The organism is Bacteroidota bacterium (genome assembly GCA_026391695.1).
In the GTDB taxonomy this organism is placed as follows: Bacteria; Bacteroidota; Bacteroidia; order Bacteroidales; family JAGONC01; genus JAPLDP01.
Genome location: JAPLDP010000087.1, coordinates 22,042 through 41,677, shown reverse-complemented (window position 1 = coordinate 41,677; position 19,636 = coordinate 22,042). Strand labels below are relative to the sequence as shown.

At 41.9% G+C, this 19,636-nt stretch carries 16 protein-coding genes; 4 read left to right on the top strand and 12 right to left on the bottom strand.

Features of this window, described 5'->3' with window-relative positions:
- Positions 1-140: 140 nt before the first annotated feature.
- Both NT175_13660 and NT175_13655 read right to left on the bottom strand, forming a co-directional pair.
- Positions 141-1,037, bottom strand: coding sequence for a DMT family transporter (locus NT175_13660; protein MCX6235744.1), 897 nt, complete (start codon positions 1,035-1,037; stop codon positions 141-143).
- Between the two features lie 51 nt (positions 1,038-1,088).
- A complete protein-coding gene (locus NT175_13655; GenBank protein ID MCX6235743.1) occupies positions 1,089-1,472 on the bottom strand; it encodes a four helix bundle protein in 384 nt (127 codons plus the stop codon).
- Between the two features lie 187 nt (positions 1,473-1,659).
- On the opposite strand from NT175_13655, the gene NT175_13650 reads away from it, so the two are divergent.
- The 4 genes from NT175_13650 to NT175_13635 are packed head-to-tail and all read left to right on the top strand — an operon-like array spanning position 1,660 to position 4,641.
- A complete protein-coding gene (locus NT175_13650) occupies positions 1,660-2,226 on the top strand; it encodes a sigma-70 family RNA polymerase sigma factor (GenBank protein ID MCX6235742.1) in 567 nt (188 codons plus the stop codon).
- Positions 2,227-2,247: 21 nt separating this feature from the next.
- Positions 2,248-2,823, top strand: coding sequence for a hypothetical protein (locus NT175_13645; protein MCX6235741.1), 576 nt, complete (start codon positions 2,248-2,250; stop codon positions 2,821-2,823).
- Complete coding sequence (locus NT175_13640) at positions 2,804-3,871, top strand: DUF4097 family beta strand repeat-containing protein (GenBank protein ID MCX6235740.1); 1,068 nt, start codon at positions 2,804-2,806, stop codon at positions 3,869-3,871. The genes NT175_13645 and NT175_13640 overlap by 20 nt, the downstream gene beginning before the upstream one ends.
- Before the next feature lie 44 nt (positions 3,872-3,915).
- On the top strand, positions 3,916-4,641 hold the full coding sequence (locus NT175_13635; GenBank protein ID MCX6235739.1) for a DUF2807 domain-containing protein: 726 nt from the start codon (positions 3,916-3,918) through the stop codon (positions 4,639-4,641).
- Positions 4,642-4,674: 33 nt separating this feature from the next.
- Here the strand turns inward: NT175_13635 and ligA are convergent, their stop codons facing one another.
- From ligA to NT175_13585, 10 genes are all read right to left on the bottom strand, one after another.
- Entirely contained in the window at positions 4,675-6,732 is a 2,058-nt protein-coding gene (ligA, locus tag NT175_13630; GenBank protein ID MCX6235738.1) for an NAD-dependent DNA ligase LigA, read from the bottom strand.
- Positions 6,733-6,803: 71 nt separating this feature from the next.
- On the bottom strand, positions 6,804-8,354 hold the full coding sequence (locus NT175_13625) for a glycosyltransferase family 39 protein (GenBank protein MCX6235737.1): 1,551 nt from the start codon (positions 8,352-8,354) through the stop codon (positions 6,804-6,806).
- A gap of 33 nt (positions 8,355-8,387) precedes the next feature.
- The gene (locus NT175_13620; GenBank protein ID MCX6235736.1) at positions 8,388-9,245 is read right to left on the bottom strand and encodes a universal stress protein; all 858 of its coding nucleotides are present in this window, start codon (positions 9,243-9,245) and stop codon (positions 8,388-8,390) included.
- Positions 9,242-9,841 carry an HD domain-containing protein gene (locus tag NT175_13615; protein ID MCX6235735.1) on the bottom strand — a complete coding sequence of 200 codons (600 nt, stop codon included), beginning with the start codon at positions 9,839-9,841 and terminating at the stop codon, positions 9,242-9,244. Before NT175_13615 ends, NT175_13620 begins: the two co-directional genes overlap by 4 nt.
- Before the next feature lie 117 nt (positions 9,842-9,958).
- A complete protein-coding gene (locus tag NT175_13610) occupies positions 9,959-10,771 on the bottom strand; it encodes an ATP-binding cassette domain-containing protein (protein ID MCX6235734.1) in 813 nt (270 codons plus the stop codon).
- Between the two features lie 13 nt (positions 10,772-10,784).
- A complete protein-coding gene (locus NT175_13605) occupies positions 10,785-11,732 on the bottom strand; it encodes an ABC transporter permease (GenBank protein MCX6235733.1) in 948 nt (315 codons plus the stop codon).
- A gap of 39 nt (positions 11,733-11,771) precedes the next feature.
- Positions 11,772-13,028, bottom strand: coding sequence for an STAS domain-containing protein (locus tag NT175_13600; GenBank protein ID MCX6235732.1), 1,257 nt, complete (start codon positions 13,026-13,028; stop codon positions 11,772-11,774).
- Between the two features lie 3 nt (positions 13,029-13,031).
- Positions 13,032-15,041: an ABC transporter substrate-binding protein gene (locus tag NT175_13595; protein MCX6235731.1), complete on the bottom strand. Its 2,010-nt coding sequence runs from the start codon at positions 15,039-15,041 to the stop codon at positions 13,032-13,034.
- Between the two features lie 65 nt (positions 15,042-15,106).
- Entirely contained in the window at positions 15,107-16,273 is a 1,167-nt protein-coding gene (locus NT175_13590; protein MCX6235730.1) for a SpoIIE family protein phosphatase, read from the bottom strand.
- 88 nt (positions 16,274-16,361) lie between these two features.
- Positions 16,362-19,580 carry an ATP-binding protein gene (locus NT175_13585; GenBank protein MCX6235729.1) on the bottom strand — a complete coding sequence of 1,073 codons (3,219 nt, stop codon included), beginning with the start codon at positions 19,578-19,580 and terminating at the stop codon, positions 16,362-16,364.
- Positions 19,581-19,636 lie beyond the last annotated feature (56 nt).

Genomic DNA, 19,636 nt, shown 5'->3' with positions numbered 1-19,636 from the left:
ATCAGAAACAAGATGGGTATTTGGGCTTTTTGTATCTTTACTCATGGAAAAGTTTGTTTAAAAGTTTATACACCTCAAAGATAATGATTATCAATGAGATAACAAACTTTTCCATTTTTTTATGAATAATTCAGGTTAAGTCATGGGCTATTTAATTTATTTAATTTATTTAATTGCGTTAGCATCACCCCCGCCACCACAATAATCATCCCTGCAATTTTATTGAAACTAAAGTATTCCGACAAGATAAAGTAGGAGAATATTGCAGTGAACACGGGTATCGTATTTGAAAAGACATTGGTCCGGCTGACGCCAATTTCACGTACAGCAATGGCAAAAAATACAAAAGCAAGCGATGATGCAAAAATGGCCAGCATGAGGAGTGATGAGATTAACTCGGCATTTGGCTTGACTGTTAGGAAGTTGCGTAACTCAAAGATAAGGAAAAAGGGAAGAAAATATAGAATTCCAATAAAGTTCTGAATCAGTATGATAGTAAAAGCTGAATACTTGTATGTCAGTTTCTTTAGCAGTATTGAATAGCTGGCAGCTGCCATTACCGCAACGAGAAGAAAAACGATGCCTAACGGTGAGGCGTTCAGCGACAGGTCCTTATTCACCAGCATAAGTACAATGCCTGAAAATGACAACAGGATTCCCAAAATGTTTATAAAAGGAAGCTTTTCCTTTAGCATAAAACGCGCCATCAGGGTCGTGAACAAAGGAATCGTGGCAATGACTACTGCGCATATCGATGGTGTTGAAAATTTCAATCCATAATTCTCGCCAAGGAAATATATAAAGGGGTTGAACAGTGCTGAAAGCAAGAATAACCTGATATCCTCCATATATATTTTTTCGGTCCTGTTGAAGATTTTAAGTCCTGTATATAATATGATCGTCGATAATACCAGCCTCAGGAAGATGGTTGTTATAGGATTATAATAATTGAAGACTATTTTAGACCAAATGAAGGAACAGCCCCAGAAGAGCATGGAAAAAAAGATGAGAACATAGATATAAGTCTTATGCTTCATTAGTTTCATTTAAAATCTAAAAATGTAAAATTAAAAAGTTAAGTGAAAATTTCAAACTTTTGAAGAGCGTTTGCCCCGAAGTGTCATTAAACTGGAGGCTAAAATATTAGAAAATTCATTCAACTCTCTTATAAATCCATTAATTTCCTCAATATTGCCCCGATTTAAATCCTTTAACAGACATAACCATACTTTACTTTCATTGCTTGATTTTAAGGCAATATTCAAATAATTTATAAAATCCTTTTTACTGCTTGCAGATTGTCCTTCAATATAGTTTGCCAGGATACTTGTACTACTGCGAAGCAATTGATCAGTTAGCCTGATTGAAATATTATCTTTTGGAATGGCTTCAATGAATTTTATTAGTTTTATGGTGAACGAATAAAGCCTTTTGATAAAAATTGTCCGGAATTCTTTTTTGTCGTACTGCATATATTATGAATATAAAATGTATGCCCTCATATTAATCAAAATTTACTGTAAACATGACCCAGTATTTATAATGATTTTTTAATAATTTTAAAATTTCCACTGTAAATTTTAATTTTAATTTCTTCAATTTAAAATATTTATGTAACATTTCCATTTTTCCGTAGTCTTTCATTCAAAACTCAGTGCTTTGGATACACCTGTCAAGCATATACACCAGGATCTTATTGAAGGTTGCCGCACGAAGGATCCGCGGGCGCAATTTGAAATATACCGGCTGTATTACAAAAACATGTATAACACCAGCTTGCGTATCGTGAATAATACAGCCGAAGCTGAAGATGTGATGCAGGATTCGTTCCTTGACGCATTTCAACGTATCGAGGATTTCAAGGGCACAGCCAGTTTTGGTGCCTGGCTCAAAAAAATAGTGATTAACAACTCACTTGATGCCCTGAAAAAAAATACCGGACTCTCCTTCGTGGAAGAATATGATCATGAAATACCGGACCATGACGATAATGACTATGCTGAGGATGTCGATTACCAGGTTGAAGAAATCAGAAAAGCCATCACCAGGTTACCGGATGATTACCGGGTTGTATTATCGTTGTTCCTCCTTGAAGGTTATGATCATGAAGAAATCAGCGATATCCTGAATATCTCGAATAACACTTCGCGCATCCGGTATTTCAGGGCCAAACAAAGGCTATTGGAAATCCTTCAGCAGGAAAGAATCAGAAACTTGATATTTTAAAACATTATAATTGACAAATCCATGTCGAAACTTGAGAGAAAAATACAGGAAAACAAGGAACATTTCGATATCCATGAACCGTCGGATGATCATTTTGAGACATTCAGCCGGAAACTCGCCAAATACAACCATCCTGACAGGCAAGTATGGAATATCCGCTGGATCCTCCGTATAGCTGCTGTAATAGCTATCATGGCCCTGGTTTCTTTTCTGGTATCCCAGTTTTATATGAGAAACAGACCTTCTGTTTATGCTGAAAATCAAACAGCTCTTCCGAAGGAGTTAATGGAAGTGGAGGCATACTACACTAAAATGAACAACGATAAGCTGACCCGGATTGAACAACTGGCCGGTTCAGATAAGGAAGCCACAAGGCTTAGGCAAATGGCAATGCATGAAGTAAAAGAAATCAATGCCAGTACTGTTGAATTGCAAAATGAATACTCCAAAGGAGCAAAAAGCGAAAGGATTCTGGATGCTATAGCCAACAACTACCGCATCATGACCAACCTTCTCGATCATATTATCATTGAATTAAATCAAACAAATAAACAAAACACAAACCAAAATCAGAACAATGAAAACCAGGCGATTTAAATTATGGCTTGCTGCAGCGCTGATCATTTTCTTCCCGGGTTGGAAGAGCTTTGCAGCATCCGAAAAATTTACCAAAAACATCAAAAAGGAATTTACGGTTAATAGCGATGCCTTGCTTTCGGTGAAAAATAAATATGGTAAGATCCATTGCAATAACTGGGAAAAGATGGCAGTATCGGTAGAGGTCACCATATCAGTTGAAGCCGGCAACGAGCAGAAAGCACAGCGGATATTCGATCATATAAGCATTGATATTTCTGGGAGCAATGCAATGGTGAAGGCTGAAACCAGTATCAGTGAAAATTGGTCTGGTAAAGACGATTCACAAAACTTCAGCATTGATTATGAAATTTATATGCCTAAATCACTTGAAGTAGCCCTGGACAATAAATTTGGGGATATTTTTATTGATCAGGTTGAAGGCCCTTTGACCATCGATCTGAGTTATGGTAACATGGAAGCCAACCGGATTCAAAACACCTCTAATACGCTGTCGATCAAGTTCAGTGACGCAGTGATCAAATATATGAAAAGCGGTAAGGTCGAATTAAAATATTCGGAGCTTACCCTGGCTGAATCGGGTGACCTGAAACTGGATACGAAGTTTTCAACAGTGAATATCGACGTTGCGGATGTCGCAGGTGTCATGTCACAGTATGACACATATAAAATCGGTAAAGTAAATCTGCTTAACAGTGATTCAAAGTTCTCAGATATTGAAATTGAGACGCTTAACGTGCATGGAGAGTTAGAATCACAATATGGCGATATAGAAATTGGGTATATCCCTTCCTCCTTCAATGACATTATCATCAATAATCGCTTCGGTGATGTGCAATTGAACTTTTCAAGGGATGCCAACTACCTGGTCAACGCAACGATAAAATTCGGTTCATTGGAGTACCCTAAAAATCTTTCTAAAATTTCGGTCAGGGAAGAAGATTATGTAAGTACAACATACAAGGGATATGTCGGATCGCAAAGCGATCCCCGATCAATAGTAAAAATCGAAAGCACGAATGCCAGTGTGATATTAAAGGCAGAATAATCAAGTTTGTTTTATAAAGTATTATATCTTTGAAAAAAAAAGTTATGAAAAAAGTTATGTCCAAAATGATTTTTAGTCCATTCATCCTGATTGTCGGATTTATTTTCTATTCATACGGATGCTGTGACATCCAACATGGCAATGGCAAAGTAGTGACTGAAGAAAGGTCTGTGGATTCTTTCACCGGAATCGATATCGGGGGGGCTTTCCAGGTTGTGCTCAAACAAGGCGATAGGGAAGCGCTTACCATTGAAACCGATGAAAACCTGCTTCAATATATCACTACTGAAGTTAAGGATGGAATATTAATCATTTCAACCGAGAAAGATTGTATCAGGTTTGAAAAGCTAAAGGCGTATATTACATTTAAGACCCTCGAAAGCATGGAATTCAGCGGTGCAGTGGAGCTTTGGAGTGAAAACAGTCTGAATTTCAATGACCTCAGTATCGACGCAAGTGGCGCTTCAGAAATCGAAATGAACCTGACAGCGCAGAAAATTGAAATGGAATTGTCAGGAGCCAGCGAGCTGACATTGTCGGGTAAAGTTAACGAAGCAATCGTGGAGGCTTCCGGAGCCACCGAAATATCAGCCGAGAACTTGGAAATAGCTATATGCCGGATGTCCATGTCAGGCGCCGGTGATGCCAGAATATATGTGACAAAAGAACTTGACGTTGAAGTAAGCGGAGCCGGCACAGTGCGCTACCGTGGTGAACCGGAAAAAGTGAATACGCAGGTTTCCGGTGCAGGTGATATTGAGAAAATATAGAGCCTGAGACCTCCGGGGATTTATTGATTTCTTTTATGGTGATGGTTCTTCTATCATTTTGAGGAAATCCTCCTCTGCGATGATTTTTATACCCATTTCTCTGGCTTTTTCAAGTTTCTTAGGACCCATGTCGGCGCCGCCAAGGATGAAGTCAGTCCTGGAAGAAACAGTGCCGGCATTTTTTCCGCCATGTTCCTCGATGAGCCTCTTGGCCTCTTCACGCGAGAAACGGTTGAACACACCACTGATAACAATAGTCTTATTTCCCAACCTGGTCGATTTCAGTGAGATTTCCTCCTTGCCGGCTTTAAGCCGCAAGCCTCTTTCACGTAACTTTTCAATCAGATTCCTGTTCTTCTCCTGGCTGAAAAAGCTGATCAGGCTTTCAGCAATTTTATCACCTATCTCGTCAACAAGAATAAGCTCGTAAAAATCTGCTTTCATCAGGTCGTCAATAGTCTTGTAATGATTAACAAGCTTTTTGGCGACAGTTTCCCCTACATAACGGATTCCAAGTGCATAAAGAACCCTTGCGAATGGTACCTCTTTCGATGCTTCGATGCCTTTTAGAATGTTGTTGACAGTTTTTTCCCTGAAGCTGAGTTTTTTTTCTTTTTTATCCTCTGTGGCCTCAAAGATTTTTCCCAGCCCATAGAGTTTATCATAAGTCAGGTTATAAAGGTCGCTGACATCCCTGACGAGTCTTTTATCATATAGCATTTCGATTTTTCCTTCACCAAGGCTATCAATGTTCATAGCCCTGCGGCTGATGAAATGTTCAAGTTTTCCTTTAATCTGGGGCGGGCAATTATCTTCATTTGGACAATAATGATGAGCTTCACCCTCTTTCCTGAACAAGGATGTTCCGCACTCGGGGCATGTACTGATGAACTCCACCGGCATAGCATTGGATTCGCGGTTTTCAAGGTCTACACCGGTTATCTTGGGAATAATTTCACCGCCTTTTTCAACATAAACGGTATCACCGATCCTGACATCCAACTTTTCGATGATATCGGCATTATGAAGGGATGCACGTTTAACGATAGTTCCGGCTAACAACACAGGTTGCAGGTTGGCTACAGGCGTAATGGCACCGGTTCGTCCAACCTGGAAATCGATGGAGAGTAGTGTTGTTGCCACCCTTACAGCCTTGAATTTATATGCAATGGCCCATCGCGGTGATTTGGCTGTGCTTCCCAGTATCTCCTGCTGCGAAAAAGCATTCACCTTGATGACCACACCATCTATATCAAATGGCAGGGCATATCTTTCTTTATTCCAGAAGCTGATAAAATCAAATATTTCATCAATTGTATTGCATTTCGCCATGTATGGTGATATTTTGAATCCCCAGTCCTTTGCTTTTTTCAGGGTGTCGTAATGATACTGAAATCCGGCGTTATCAGCAACTACCTGGTAGAGAAAACAATCAAGAGGTCGTTTGGCGACAATTGAAGAATCCTGTATTTTCAGGCTTCCTGCTGCGGCATTGCGCGGGTTGGCAAATAACTGCTCACCGATCTCTTCGCGTTCAGCATTGAGGGTCTCAAAACCTTCATGGTTCATGAAAATTTCACCTCTTATTTCAAATGAAGCCGGGTAATCGCCTTTTAATTTAAGAGGAATAGCACGGATAGTCCTGGCATTGGCAGTCACATCATCACCCATATCACCGTCACCTCGTGTGACAGCCAGAGTAAGCAAACCATTGTTGTACCTGAGCCCGATGGCTACACCGTCGTATTTCAGTTCACATACATACTCCACTTCCGTTTCAAGTGTCTTTTTCACCCTGCGGTCAAAATCAATGACGTCCTCTTCAGAATACGAGTTGCTGAGTGAGAGCATCTGATAGTCATGCCGGATCTGGCGGAATTCTTTTGTTACTTCACCTCCGATACGTCGCGCCGGAGAAGTGGAATCGGCATATTCCGGATATTGTTTTTCCAAACGAACCAGCTCTTCCAGCATCATGTCATACTCGTAGTCCGATATTTTTGGTGCGGAGAGTACGTAATATTTGTAGTTATGCTCGTTAAGCTCCCTGGTGAGCTTTTCTATCCTTTTTTTCGCTTCCTCTTTTGTCATGAAAAAAGAAATTAAATATGGTGGAATGTGTTGTAAAGTTATTAAACTTCAGCAATGGTTTGAAAGGAGGATTATTTTTTACCTTTCCCGATTTTCTCCGGGAAAAAATCCACGTTCCGGTAGATAAAAATGGTCTGATTTGCATTGTAAGGGTTGAGCTTATAAAGCACCCAGTCAACAAATCCGGGTTTTATCGTGGTTTCATAAGTGATGTGTGGTAATATTGTTTTTACTCTTTCAACCCGTTTTTCGAGGTCACGGTCGTCAAAAAATAACACAAAACGGGGATATTTCGCCTCTCCGTCATTCTGTAACCGTTCCTTCAGCGCATCAAACGGATTCCCCTCACAAAGACTGTAAATTTCCATATTCTGTCCACTGTAAAATTCCGGAGGGATTTTAAAATCCGGTCTGAATGTATCATCAAGAAGTATAAATTCAATATTTTTATAACGGTACAGATAGTACATCGACTCCACCCTGGCTTTCTTTGAATACATGGTCGAAACGATAGGTAAAAGTATAAGATTGACAACCCAGAAAAAAATCCAGCAGGCCTTTAACAACTTGATGTTTTTTAGCCAGAATTTTGACCGGGCTATAAAATCATTCCAGCCAACCACCCCTAAAATGATGATATATGGTATCGCAGGAAGGATAAACCTTTCCTGTTTATTCGGGAAATAGGAATGGAATACAAGAAATAACAAGGCAGGAAGGAAAAGGAGCAGATGTCGTTTTATTTTTCTGAAAAATCCAAAGAAAAAGAAAAAGCTTACAGGTGGTATTAACAAGGCAAGAATAACGAGAAGATAATTATACCAAGGCATTACAAAGTAATCGTGCGACGCAATGATATTGTAACGCACATATTCTGTCAGCTCGGCAAAAGGCCTGCCCCAAATGGCAAAATCGATCAAACCCTGTGTCAGCGAAATACCCGTGACAGAGCCGGCGGCTAAAATGACCGCTTCACGCCATTTTTTCTGTATGAGTAATGCAAGACCAGCTCCTACAGGGAAGAATATTGTCTGGAATCGAACCGAAAAGGCCAGTCCAAAAAGTAATCCTGCAAAGAGATATGACCACAGCCGCCGGTTCCTGTCATCAGCCGTGATCATGATCCATGTTCCAGATATGAGGAATGGGATACAAACCACTTCAACAAGGTTACGGACACTAATCCAGGGCATGAACCAGTATGCAGCAAGTAATATTCCCACAAGTTTTGCAGAAGCTACAGTATGAATTTTTTTTGTAATCTTAAAGCCAAGATATACCGTTATCAGTGAGAAAGCGGCATGCAGAAACCTGACGAAAAGCATTTTAATCTGAGGATCCTGTACATGAAGAAAATTGAGGATAAGGAAAGTAATGTACTGGAGCCCATTATAGAAAAAGCTATGGCCGGTAGGGTGGTTGTGTCCGGCACTGTCGGGCAGGTAGTTGTTATAATCCCAGCCTTCGACCCATGATTGCGGTGGTTCGACGACAAGGAAATGGTCGTCGTGCATGCCAAAGCCCCTGGCAAAAACTACGGAAATCAAACGAAGTATAATGGCTGTCCAGATGATGACGGCCAGCGGATGCCTTTCCCAGGAAGTTTTAATATATTTTATCATGCCTTGACAGAGCCCCAGGCCAGCCATGATGCATTAAAGCCCAAAATAAACGTTACTCAGCGCAAGGGGATTAAGGCACATGACAGGAATCTGGGATTTATTGAATATCATCGTCTCATCCCACGGTGCAAGCTTGAAACGGGGATCAGGGACCTCCGTATCGGTCATGATAATGACCAGATCGGCCATATTGCTTACAGCATATTCCATCACCTGGTCAGCAAATACCCCGCGTTCATTGGCGTTAACGATCCGGTAATATATCCCGTTCGCATCGAAAGCTTCCTTGATATGATGTGTGACTATATTGATACGGCTTGAGGAACCGGGATCATGAGCATATTTCTGAAACAGATGAATAGTCGAATTGAAAGTCCTGGCCAGATATATGGCCCATTTAACCTTCTGCCTGTCTTCCATGAAATCGGAAATCGGGAAGACGATATTTTTATAGCCCTTGCCAAAAGGTCGTTTCTGGACGACAATGACAGGACATGGTGATTTGAGAATGATCTTGAGAGCGAAACTGCCAACAAGCTTCTGAAATCCGACTTTTCCATGTGTACCCAGAACAACCAGGTTGGCATTTAACTCCCTGGCGACTTCCGGTATTCTCGTAAAGATGCTGCCGATACGAGTTATGGAATCAGCTTTAATCTTAAATTTCTTTTCAAGTGATTCAGCAGTTTTTCTGAGCTCATCAACAAGGTCTTCAAGGCCATGGTTTTGACTTTTTAAATGATCGCGTGTGTCTTTATTAACAACATGCAACAAATATACACTGTAACCAAGATACTGGGCAATTTCGGCACCATGCTGAATGGCATTTTTGCATACCTCTGAAAGATCAGTAGGGATTAATATAATTTTACCGGATGATTTATTATTCATATGCAATGTTCGTGTTTTATTAAGAGTTCTTTGACTTCTGACAGGTTCTGATTCTTTTTTTTCTGACGCAATATAACGGCAGAATCGGTGTAATAAGTATGTGTTTCAAGAAAATCGCTTTGAAGTTCATACCATCGTTTCAACGATACTTTATTAATATTCAGCTTATTCCATTCGTATTTCAATTGGTGGGCGATCATGAAAAAATCGTCGCGGCCCAGATAATCCAGATCAGCATCACAAAGGATTTTTTCGAGGTGGGTTTGTGCACTCTGCGGCAGCCGTGTAGTCAGAATCATTTTATTGATGATTTTAATATCTTCAGCGGTATAGCCCATTTCCGGCAGGAGTTTACGGGTTAGTCGTGTAGATGCTTCTTCATGTTCTTCATACTGCACGAGCATTCCCGAATCATGGAATAAAGCGGCCGTATTCAGCAGGATCAGGTCATGTCCGTTCACATTCTCCATTTCACATAGCTTCTCAACAGATTGCAGGACATCGAGTGTATGATCTACGTTATGATAACGGAGATCGGGTGAGAGCCCGTTCGAGAGCTTGTTTATAATAAAATCTTTGGCTTTTTCGTAATCCATGAAAGCAAATCAGTTAAAGTGAGTAAAAGTAAGGAATATTTAAAACATGAAGTATGGGACAGTGTGAAAATTTGTGCAACATCATTTTCTCTTGCCTGATCGTTTGAAGAATTGATACTAAATATATATTTGCTTAATCATCTCAGCCATGGTGGCGTCAATTTGCTCTCTTCGCCGTATGTCTTCAAAAAGACTCAACAGATCCTTAACATTCAAACGCCGTTTATCCTCACCGCTGAAGTCATAAACGATTTTGCCGTTATGCATCATCAGTATGCGGTCGCCGAGATTCACAGCCTGTTGCATTGAATGGGTGACCATGAGCGTCGTAAGATGATCTTTTGAGATCACCTCCCCGGTGAGTTGAACAACCTTACCGCCTGTCTTGGGATCCAATGCAGCCGTATGTTCATCAAGCAATAGAAGCCTGGGCTTATGCCATGTGGCCATGATTAAAGTAAGTGCCTGTCGTTGTCCTCCGGAGAGTTTACCTATTGGATTATCCAATCTTTCTTCAAGGCCCATATTCAGCATTTTAATTCTTTTGCTGAAGGCATCAAGCCGTTTGGAATGCAATGCCATACCAAGACCTCGTCGCATCCCTCTTCTCGACGCCAGTGCAAGATTCTCCGCTATACTCATATCGGGAGCTGTCCCGGTGAATGGATTCTGAAACACACGTCCGATGAAACTGGCACGTTTATGTTCTGGATAATTGGTAATGTCCCTGCCATCGAGAAGAATACTTCCGGTATCAGGATAGAATGACCCCGCAACAGCATTAAGCAGTGTTGATTTACCGGAACCATTAGTGCCGAGCAGGACAACGAAGCTTCCCTCTTTGATCTCACAGTTTATCCCGACCAGAGCGCGAACCTCATGAACGGTTCCGGGATTAAATGTTTTATAAAGATTCTCGATTTTCAGCATTGTATATCTCTGTTTATTTCCTGTAATCAGCAATGGCTATTTTGTTTTTCCTGTTAATCTTCTGCATCAATGTGGGGAGAATGAGGGCGATAAAAACGAACAACGCAGTGATCAGCTTAAGATCATTGGGATTCATGCCCCATCGCAGGGCGATGGCAACAAGCAGCCGGAAAAGTACAGATCCCATCACGGCTCCGGCAATGACAAAACCAAGGTTTTTCTCTGTTATCAGTGCCTCTCCGATGATGACACTGGCCAATCCCCATACCACCATGCCGATGCCCATCTGAACATCGGCAAAGCCCTGATATTGAGCCAGCAGCGCACCTGATAAGCCTATCAATCCATTGGAAATGGCAATGCCCAGAATAACCATATTTTTGGTGTTTACACCCAATGCCCTGATCATCTGCTGATTATTGCCGGTTGCACGCATCGCCGTACCCATGTCGGTCCTGAAGAACCAGTATAATAAGACAGTAATGGCTATTATAATCATAAAAATAAAAATGAGGACAAAAAGGTCTTTTTCAGGCACTGTCCAGCCAAGGAGATTAACTGTTTCTCTGCCCGGGGCAAAAACAGATTGCACACTTTCAAAATAGGTTATCAATGATTTCTCTGACAACAAGGGAACATTGCTTTTTCCCATCACATGCAGATTAACCGAGTAGAGTGCTGTCATGACGAGAATGCCGGCTAAAAGATTGTTGATATTGAAACGTGTATGCAAAATCCCTGTTATTGATCCTGCGATGAATCCTCCGCAGAAAGCCAGCAGGGTTGCCAGAACCGGATTGAGCCCGGCAACGATCAATGATGCGGCAATTGCAGCTCCAAGGGTTATCGAACCTTCAGCGGTAATATCCGGAAAATTGTAAATTCTGAAACTGATGAAGACTCCAAGTGCCAGCAAGGATAGTATAAGTCCAATAGTTATGGAACCAATGAGCAGCGTCATGTTTCACCTCCTGTGATTTTTATTGTCATAATTACTGTATTATGCATGTTGAATGATCTCTGTTTTTTCTATTTCCCCAATCCATACCGTTCCGCTCTTAAATCCGCTATCCCCGATTCCTACAAGGTCTCTTTCATCATTAATCAAGTGGAGAATATGCTGGATCTTGTCATTTTCAAAAAAAGATACAATCGCGCTGTTCAATTCGATGTTTTCTTTTCTCAGGGGATGATATGAAAAGACAGCGGTGTGAAAGTGTCCCCACAATTCTGATCCGGAAGAAATTGGCCGGAGAAAGGATTTCATGGCTTCTTCCGGCGCATTATGAAGGATACCGACTGTCGCTGTCAGCATCTTGTCATATTCGGGCTCGGTGGTGATATGCAAATGATCACGAACCTCCGGGAACTGAAACAGGGCTGCACCTGAAGGGTCTCGGACCGGCGACGAGGTGAGTGAAGCACCTACCAGGCCGGTGGTCTCCGCTAACATCACAATACCAGCGCTGTTAAAATTGGTCAGTTTCATGCAGTTGGTAAAAAGTCTGCTGCAAGGAATACTTTTTCTGACACCCTGCATATCATAACGAATAGTATGATTGAAAGAACCTGAAAAGATGATCGAATAAAGGCTTTTAATTTCAGGGATAAGTTGTCCGCTCCTTATCAGATAATCAGGGAGACTGGTTCTGTTGGCAGGCAGGTAGCAGACCACATCTCCCAGTCCGATGAATTCACCGAAACGCTCCCGGCAATCGTCAAAATTATTACCAAATGCACCCAGACCGATTCCAAAGCTGCCTGAATTAAAACGTTCATTGTCCAAGAGTGCACCTGTAAAGCTGCCGCTGTTGAGGTGATCAGGATTCCCGGTAAACCGGCAATGCAACCTGGAGGATTCATTCAACGGAATTTGAGTAAAATGTACATTATCCAGGATCTCTTCCTTTACTGACGCTTTGACTTCTGCTGGTTTTTCAATATCTTCACCGGACAACAGGCTCCTAAGTCCGACCATCTCCAGAACGGTCCTTACATTATCTGAAATCTCATTTAGTGTTAACGAGCCATTGATGTCATGAAGCTGTTTAAAATAGTTCAGTAACACCCTTATGCCCGCTGAGCTGATATAGCTGATCTCCTTCATATTCAGCCTTATATCATAATGTCCTTCACGGATGCTGTCATCAAGGTAGCTTCCCAGTTGCGATGACCAGTAGGCATCTATGCGCCCTCTCAGGTTAAGAACGAGTATTTGATGATCAAAAGATTTGGATATCTCAAGGATTTCACTCATCGCTTATTCTCTTTTTATGATTTTATCGGCTTTACTGATCACTGCATCCGGGATGGAAATTCCATAGTAATCGGCTGCTTCAAGATTTATAATAAGATTAGTTTTGCTGACAAACTCAAAAGGCAGATTTGAGGCTTGTTCTCCCTGGAGGATTCTCAAAGCAAGCCTTGCAGCATCTTTTCCAGCCTGAATATAATCTCGTGAAACAGCCAGGATGGCTCCATCTTCGACCTGTTCACTTACAAACCCAAACAGCGGTATCTTTGTTTTCCTGGCAACCCGGTTGATTCCGGGGAATGATGCAGATGTAAGGTTGTCAATGATCTGACAAATCACATCAATTCTCTGTGAGCACATCGATAAAGCAGCATCGGTGATTTCAGAGCTTGAATTTACCGGAGTGGCAATGACCTCAAGACCTTCCTGTTTTGTGTATTTTCTGAATGTCTCCAGATTATTTACGGAATTGGCTTCGCCCGGTGAATACAAGGTCCCGATTCTGTGAGCCGAAGGAAGCAAGGTTTTTAGAAGTTTAGCCATGCCTTCATAATCGCCCATTGTCGAAATACCGGTTACATTCGGCAAATGCTGTGAGAAACTTTTTCCCGCACCGGCAGTGATGGGATCAGCTACTGTAGTAAATACAATATCCTGGTCCTTGATCTTCTTTATAGCACACTGTAAAGTGGGTGTGGATGTGATGAACACGATATCATATTTATCGGATGCCACCTGATTGATTATGGAATTCAAGGTTGTAATGTCGCCCTGTGCATTTTTAATTTGAAGATCAAAATCTTTGCCCTCCAAAAGCCCTGATTCTTCCAAGCCATAGATAAGGCCCTGAAGTGTAAGCTCTGATATGGGAGCATCATTGTACTGAACTATAACGAATCTGAACTTATGATCACGATTTCGCTTTCTCATGAAGGAGTTACGGTCATTTTTACCGGATGCCATGTCTAACTTATCTGAGGCCATGCTGACTTTTTTCAGCTCTTTAGGTATCAGGATACCCAGGATTTTTGCCTTTTCAAAGTTGATGACGATCTGTTCCTCCACATAATTTTCAAGAGGTATGGTGTCAACATTTGCCCCATTCAGCACTTTGGCCACAACCCCGGCTGAATGATAGCCTGTGCCGTACCATCCTATTCCTGCAGCAGCAAGAGCACCATGGCTGACATACTCATAATCATTGATAATGACAGGTATCTTGCTTTTATCAGCAGTTTTGATGATTCCATCCAAAGCCTGAATAGCAGTGTTATCCCCTGTTATCCATAGGACCTGGATGTCTTTTGTCACAAGGACCTGGATAGCCTGAAGAACCTCATTGGTATTAACAACCGTGATCTCTTCGAGCGCTATGTTTTTTTGGGCAAAGAGCTCCCTGCCGACACTGACAGCCTTTCGGGAATTGGCTTCCGACGAGTTGTAAATCGTACCTGCAGAGCGGATACCAGGTATCAGGGTGGTAATTAGCTCTATCGTTTTTTCTATTGGAGGAAAAGAGCCGACTCCAGTTACATTAGGACGGTGCTCATTGTAATTTGTACCCGCACCAGCGGCTATCGGATCATAAACGTAAGTGAAAACAATGGGTTTGTTTTTCACGATTGTCAGCGCAGCTGTCAAACATGGCGTAGAGGTTACAATCAACAGATCGATTGGCTGGTTATCCAGATTTTGCAATACACTCGGAATATTGGAAATTTCACCATTTGCATGGGATAAGATGACATTGAGGTTGCTGTCTTTAACAAATCCCAGATCAGCTAAACCATAAAACAAACCTGTCAACAGGTTATCGAACGATTCTTCCGGCGCAAAATAAGCAATACCGATGCTGTAGGATCTTCCAATCTCAGCAGTCGTGCCGGTTGCTTTTTGCCGGAGACTCCCCTTAGATTTAAGGGCCGTCCTGTTTCTCCAGTCAGAGAATATCAGCAAGGCGGCAATCATAAAAATCAAAACAATACCTTTGAGCAATGGTTTTATTCTCCTGATCATTTATAATCTGTTTTTGTTAATTGCGAAAGTAATACACTTGGCAAAACACACAAAACCTTACTTCCTCACGGATGATACCTCACCGCAAGCATGGTGATGTCGTCCGACTGCACAGCACCGGTTGTATATGTACTCAGATCTTGCATGACTCTTTGGATAATCTCTTCAGGCGAAACATTACCAATTGTTTTAAGCACACCTTCAAGCCGTTCCTCGCCATAAAGCTCATTCCTGGTACTCATCGCCTCTGTGACGCCATCGGTATAGAGATACAACGCATCTCCCTTATTTACGCTGACACTCTTTGGTTTGAATTTAATGCCGTCAATCACGCCCATAACAATGTCGTGGGTAAGCTCGATACCTCTCACTGTACCGTTTGGTGACACGATATAGGGTGGATTATGTCCTGCATTGGAATAGCGGAATTCCCCCGTCCTGGTATTCAAAATGCCATAAAAGACAGTCACAAACATGCTGTTCACACTTTCTTTGCACAGGAGCAGGTTGGAGTACTCAAGACAATCTTCAGGTGCAAGGCCTTTAATGGCGGCCGCCCTGATTATCGTCCTGCTGACAGCCATGTAAATCGCTGCAGGTATACCCTTATCGGATACATCAGCAATGACAACCCCAAGGTGGTCATCATCAATCAGAAAGAAGTCATAGAAATCCCCGCCGACTGACTTTGCTGCATTCATCGAAGCAAACAGGTCAAAATCCTTCCTGTTGGGGAAAGGCGGGAATACCTTGGGAAGAATTGCTTGCTGGATCTCCTTGGCAATATCCAGGTCATGCTGAAGTGATACAAGCTGCTCATGTTCTTTATTTGCCTGCTGAAGGATGTGTATATGCTCAATGGTCTTATTGATGGTGATCTCAAGATCCTCGAAGTTGATGGGTTTGGTGATAAAATCAAACGCCCCCCGGTTCATGGCTGTCCGGATATTGTCCATATCCCCGTAAGCTGAAACAATAACCGTTTTCAAGGCAGGATTCTTGAGTTCATTAAGTCTTGCAAGAAGAGTCAGACCATCCATTTCCGGCATGTTGATGTCGGAAAGAATAATCGAAATATCGGGATGCTCCAGAAGCTTCGACAGGGCTTCAAGTCCGTTTATTGCAAAGACGAAGTCGTATTTCTTTTCTCTGAGCATCGTTCTGAACTTTTGCCGCATAAGAAGCTCCATATCCGCTTCATCATCGACGATCATGATTTTTACAGTATCCATTTTCTTATGATTCAATTGTTAATATTTATTTTTTCTCTTATATTACAGATAATTTTCTTTCAACCTTTTCCTTCATCCAAACCCATTATCAGCTCCTATCGGGAATCGTGATAACAAACTCTGTCGATTCCCCTTCCTGCGAGTTTACCTCCAATTTTCCACTGTGTATTGATGAGATGATATCATAACTCATTGACAATCCAAGACCGGTACCTTTACCCGTTGGTTTGGTTGTGAAAAAGGGTTCAAAAATTTTAGTGATGACCGATTGTGGGATACCGGTGCCATTATCTTTAATTTTTATGACAATGTTCATATCGATGCGTTTGGTGCTGATGCTGATCTCCGGAGAATATCCGGTCTGAATTTTTTGACTCTTCTCGAAGACTGCGTAACAAGAGTTGTTCACGACATTCAGGATAACCCGCGAGAAATCCTGAGGCACAACCTTTACCCTACCAACCTGCGGATCGAAATCCAGTTTAAAGGTTGTGTTAAATTCTTTGTTTTCGGCTCTGGTGCCATGGTATGCCAAATTAACATACTCTCCAATGAGCTGGTTCAGGTCGGTCACCTGGAATTCGCCGGACTTACCTCGGGAATGCTGTAACATACCTTTGACAATCCTGTCGGCTCTTTTTCCATGCTCATTAATCTTCTGAACATTCCCTTCGATCATGCCGATCACTTCTCCCATATCGGCAAATGTTTCAGCTCTGATATTATTCTTTTCCTTTTCGAGACTTGATTTAAGCTCATCAGCAAGATCGATGGAAAGTGCAGAGAAATTATTGACAAAATTGAGTGGATTCTGGATCTCATGAGCGATGCCTGCAGTCAGTTTTCCCAACGATGCCAGTTTTTCAGATTGAATGAGCTGATCCTGTGTCTCCTTTAAATCATCCAGGGTTTTTTGCAGATCATCGGTCCTCTCTTTAACAATTGTTTCAAGCCGCTGCTTTTCTTTTATCAGCTGCCGTGAACGCAGCACAACGATAATGTAAATCAAGCCACAGAGCACGATCAGGTAAAGCATAAAACCCCACCATTTCAGGAACCAGGGTGTTCTGATAAAGAAGGAATAACGGGCTTCTTCACCTGCTTTTCCATAGACGTTTATTGATCGTACATGGAAAGCATAGTCTCCTTTTCGAAGGTTGGTGTATTCCTTCTGGAGTTCGGATGTCCATTCTGACCAGGTTTTATCAAAACCCTGCAGGTAATACTGGTATTGATTTTTCCCTCTGACAGGGTAACTTGCTGATGCAAATGTAAAACGTATGGCATTAGCGGAATAATCTATCCGTGGAATAAAATCAGCAGGCTGATCATCAATGACTTGCCTGCTGGGGTTTGAATAGGCACCATCAAATATCACTGAATCATTTTTAATGACAGTCTTTCTTATAAATGTAAGGTATGACCGGTTATAGTCTCTGGCCACTGACGGATCATAACGAAGAAGACCTTGTGGTCCGCCAAACCAGCAAATGCCGTCAGTTTCAGGATAAATTACCCATGTGACAAAATCAGCTACTGGGAGAAATGGCTGAAAAAGATGACGGAAGTCTTTTTCTCCCTTCCTTAAATGGAAAGTGATATTCTTTTCGTCACCTGTTGTTGTCCAAAGATCCCTATGGCTGTTTTCTACTAAATCCATGAGCCAGATCGTGCTATACAGGCTATCTCCCGGGAAAAGAATAAACGATCTGAAAATGTCTGATTCCGGGTCATAACTGACCAGACCATTCCGTGTGCTCACTACAGGCGCAGGATCCAGCTCGTTGAGATGGTTACCTGAGCTGGCAGGAAGCCCGGATAAGGTGTCGTACTTTTCTGTTTTTCCTGTTAGAGGATCGTATCGCACTATATTTTCCAATGGACTGTTTAACCAGAGATTTTGTATTCCATCTTCGACAATCTCCCTGATTTCCATGTCTATTCCCGGGACATTGCCTTTATCGGTCCATATTCCGTTTTTGAATTCCAGAATGTGCAGTCCTTCCGTTTCGCCGGCAAAAATCACTGAGGGTTTCCACCTGGATCTGCATAGCTTCAGGAAGAATCCTTGCGAAATTAAACGTGCTGTAAAATCATGAACAAGAAAAATACCTTTGCTGGTCGCTGCCAGCAAGTCATTATCAACAGGTACTATCGACCAGCATGCCGTGGTTATACCTGGTACAGATGTGAAGACATCCTGTTTCCCATCATAGTAATACAGACCCTGGTATGTTGCTGCGTAAAAAATTTTATTTTGCCGAAGGATATCTATGACACCGCCCCTGATACCAGCCGATTCAGAAAAGAAGGAAAATGGAGAGGGAATGTCCAGATGTGCCAGCCCGTTATTCAATGCCGACCAGAGAGTATTCTCTTTATCGATGAACAGATTTTGGACATTGTCATCCGGAAGTCCTGCATTTTTGTCGATGACCTTTTTGATCCTGCCATCCGGATAAAGAAGGACAATGCCCTTTCTTGCCGTTCCAAATGCTATACAACCGTCATTCAGTCTTATACCGCATGTGATCTGGCTCTCTTTAAAAATGGGATCAGCTTCTGACGGAAAGTCTTTCAGCGTATTATTTTCAAGGAGATACAATCCCTGGTCAGCCGCACCAAGCAATAAACTCCCTTCATAATATGACAAGAGTGCATTGATGAGCGTAGCCTCCGGTAAATTCTCAATTCCGCTCACACCTGTTGTTTTACCATTTTTGATGAAATAGAGGCCTCCCCTGACCAGCTGATAGTATAAAGCACCATCAATATAAAATGTAGAATGGATCTCTTTATCCATCTGCCAGGTCTTAATTTCATTATCCTTCAGGAGAAATATCGTTCGACTGGTTATAAAATAGATACCCTCAGGTGAAGCGAACGTTTTGATAACATCAAGAAATTTCAGCTGATCAGGATTAATGAGTTTATTTAAACTGATAAATTCCATGCTGCCATTCCTGGCAGGTTCCAGATAACCGATCTCTCCTCTGGCGCCCACATATATCTTACCGGAGGTATCCACAGCCAGCGAAGTGACTTTTGTAATCTGTTTTGTCGGAATAAGTCGCCAGTTTTCACCATCGTACTCCATGACACCCGCAAAATTCGCCACATAGATTACACCACGGTTATCCTGAACTATATCGAAATTCTGCGTGTGGGCATTATACTCGTCCGCACTGAAATACCTGATAAAGGGATAACCCTGCTCACTGTTCACTATGACCTGTCCATGAACCGTCAACGACAACAGAATGATGAACAGCGTAACAATAAAGCTTCTCTTTTTCCCGTATCTCATTACCTGTAAACTATGAATGACCATTCATGACAATTTATGACTATCATTTACCATTT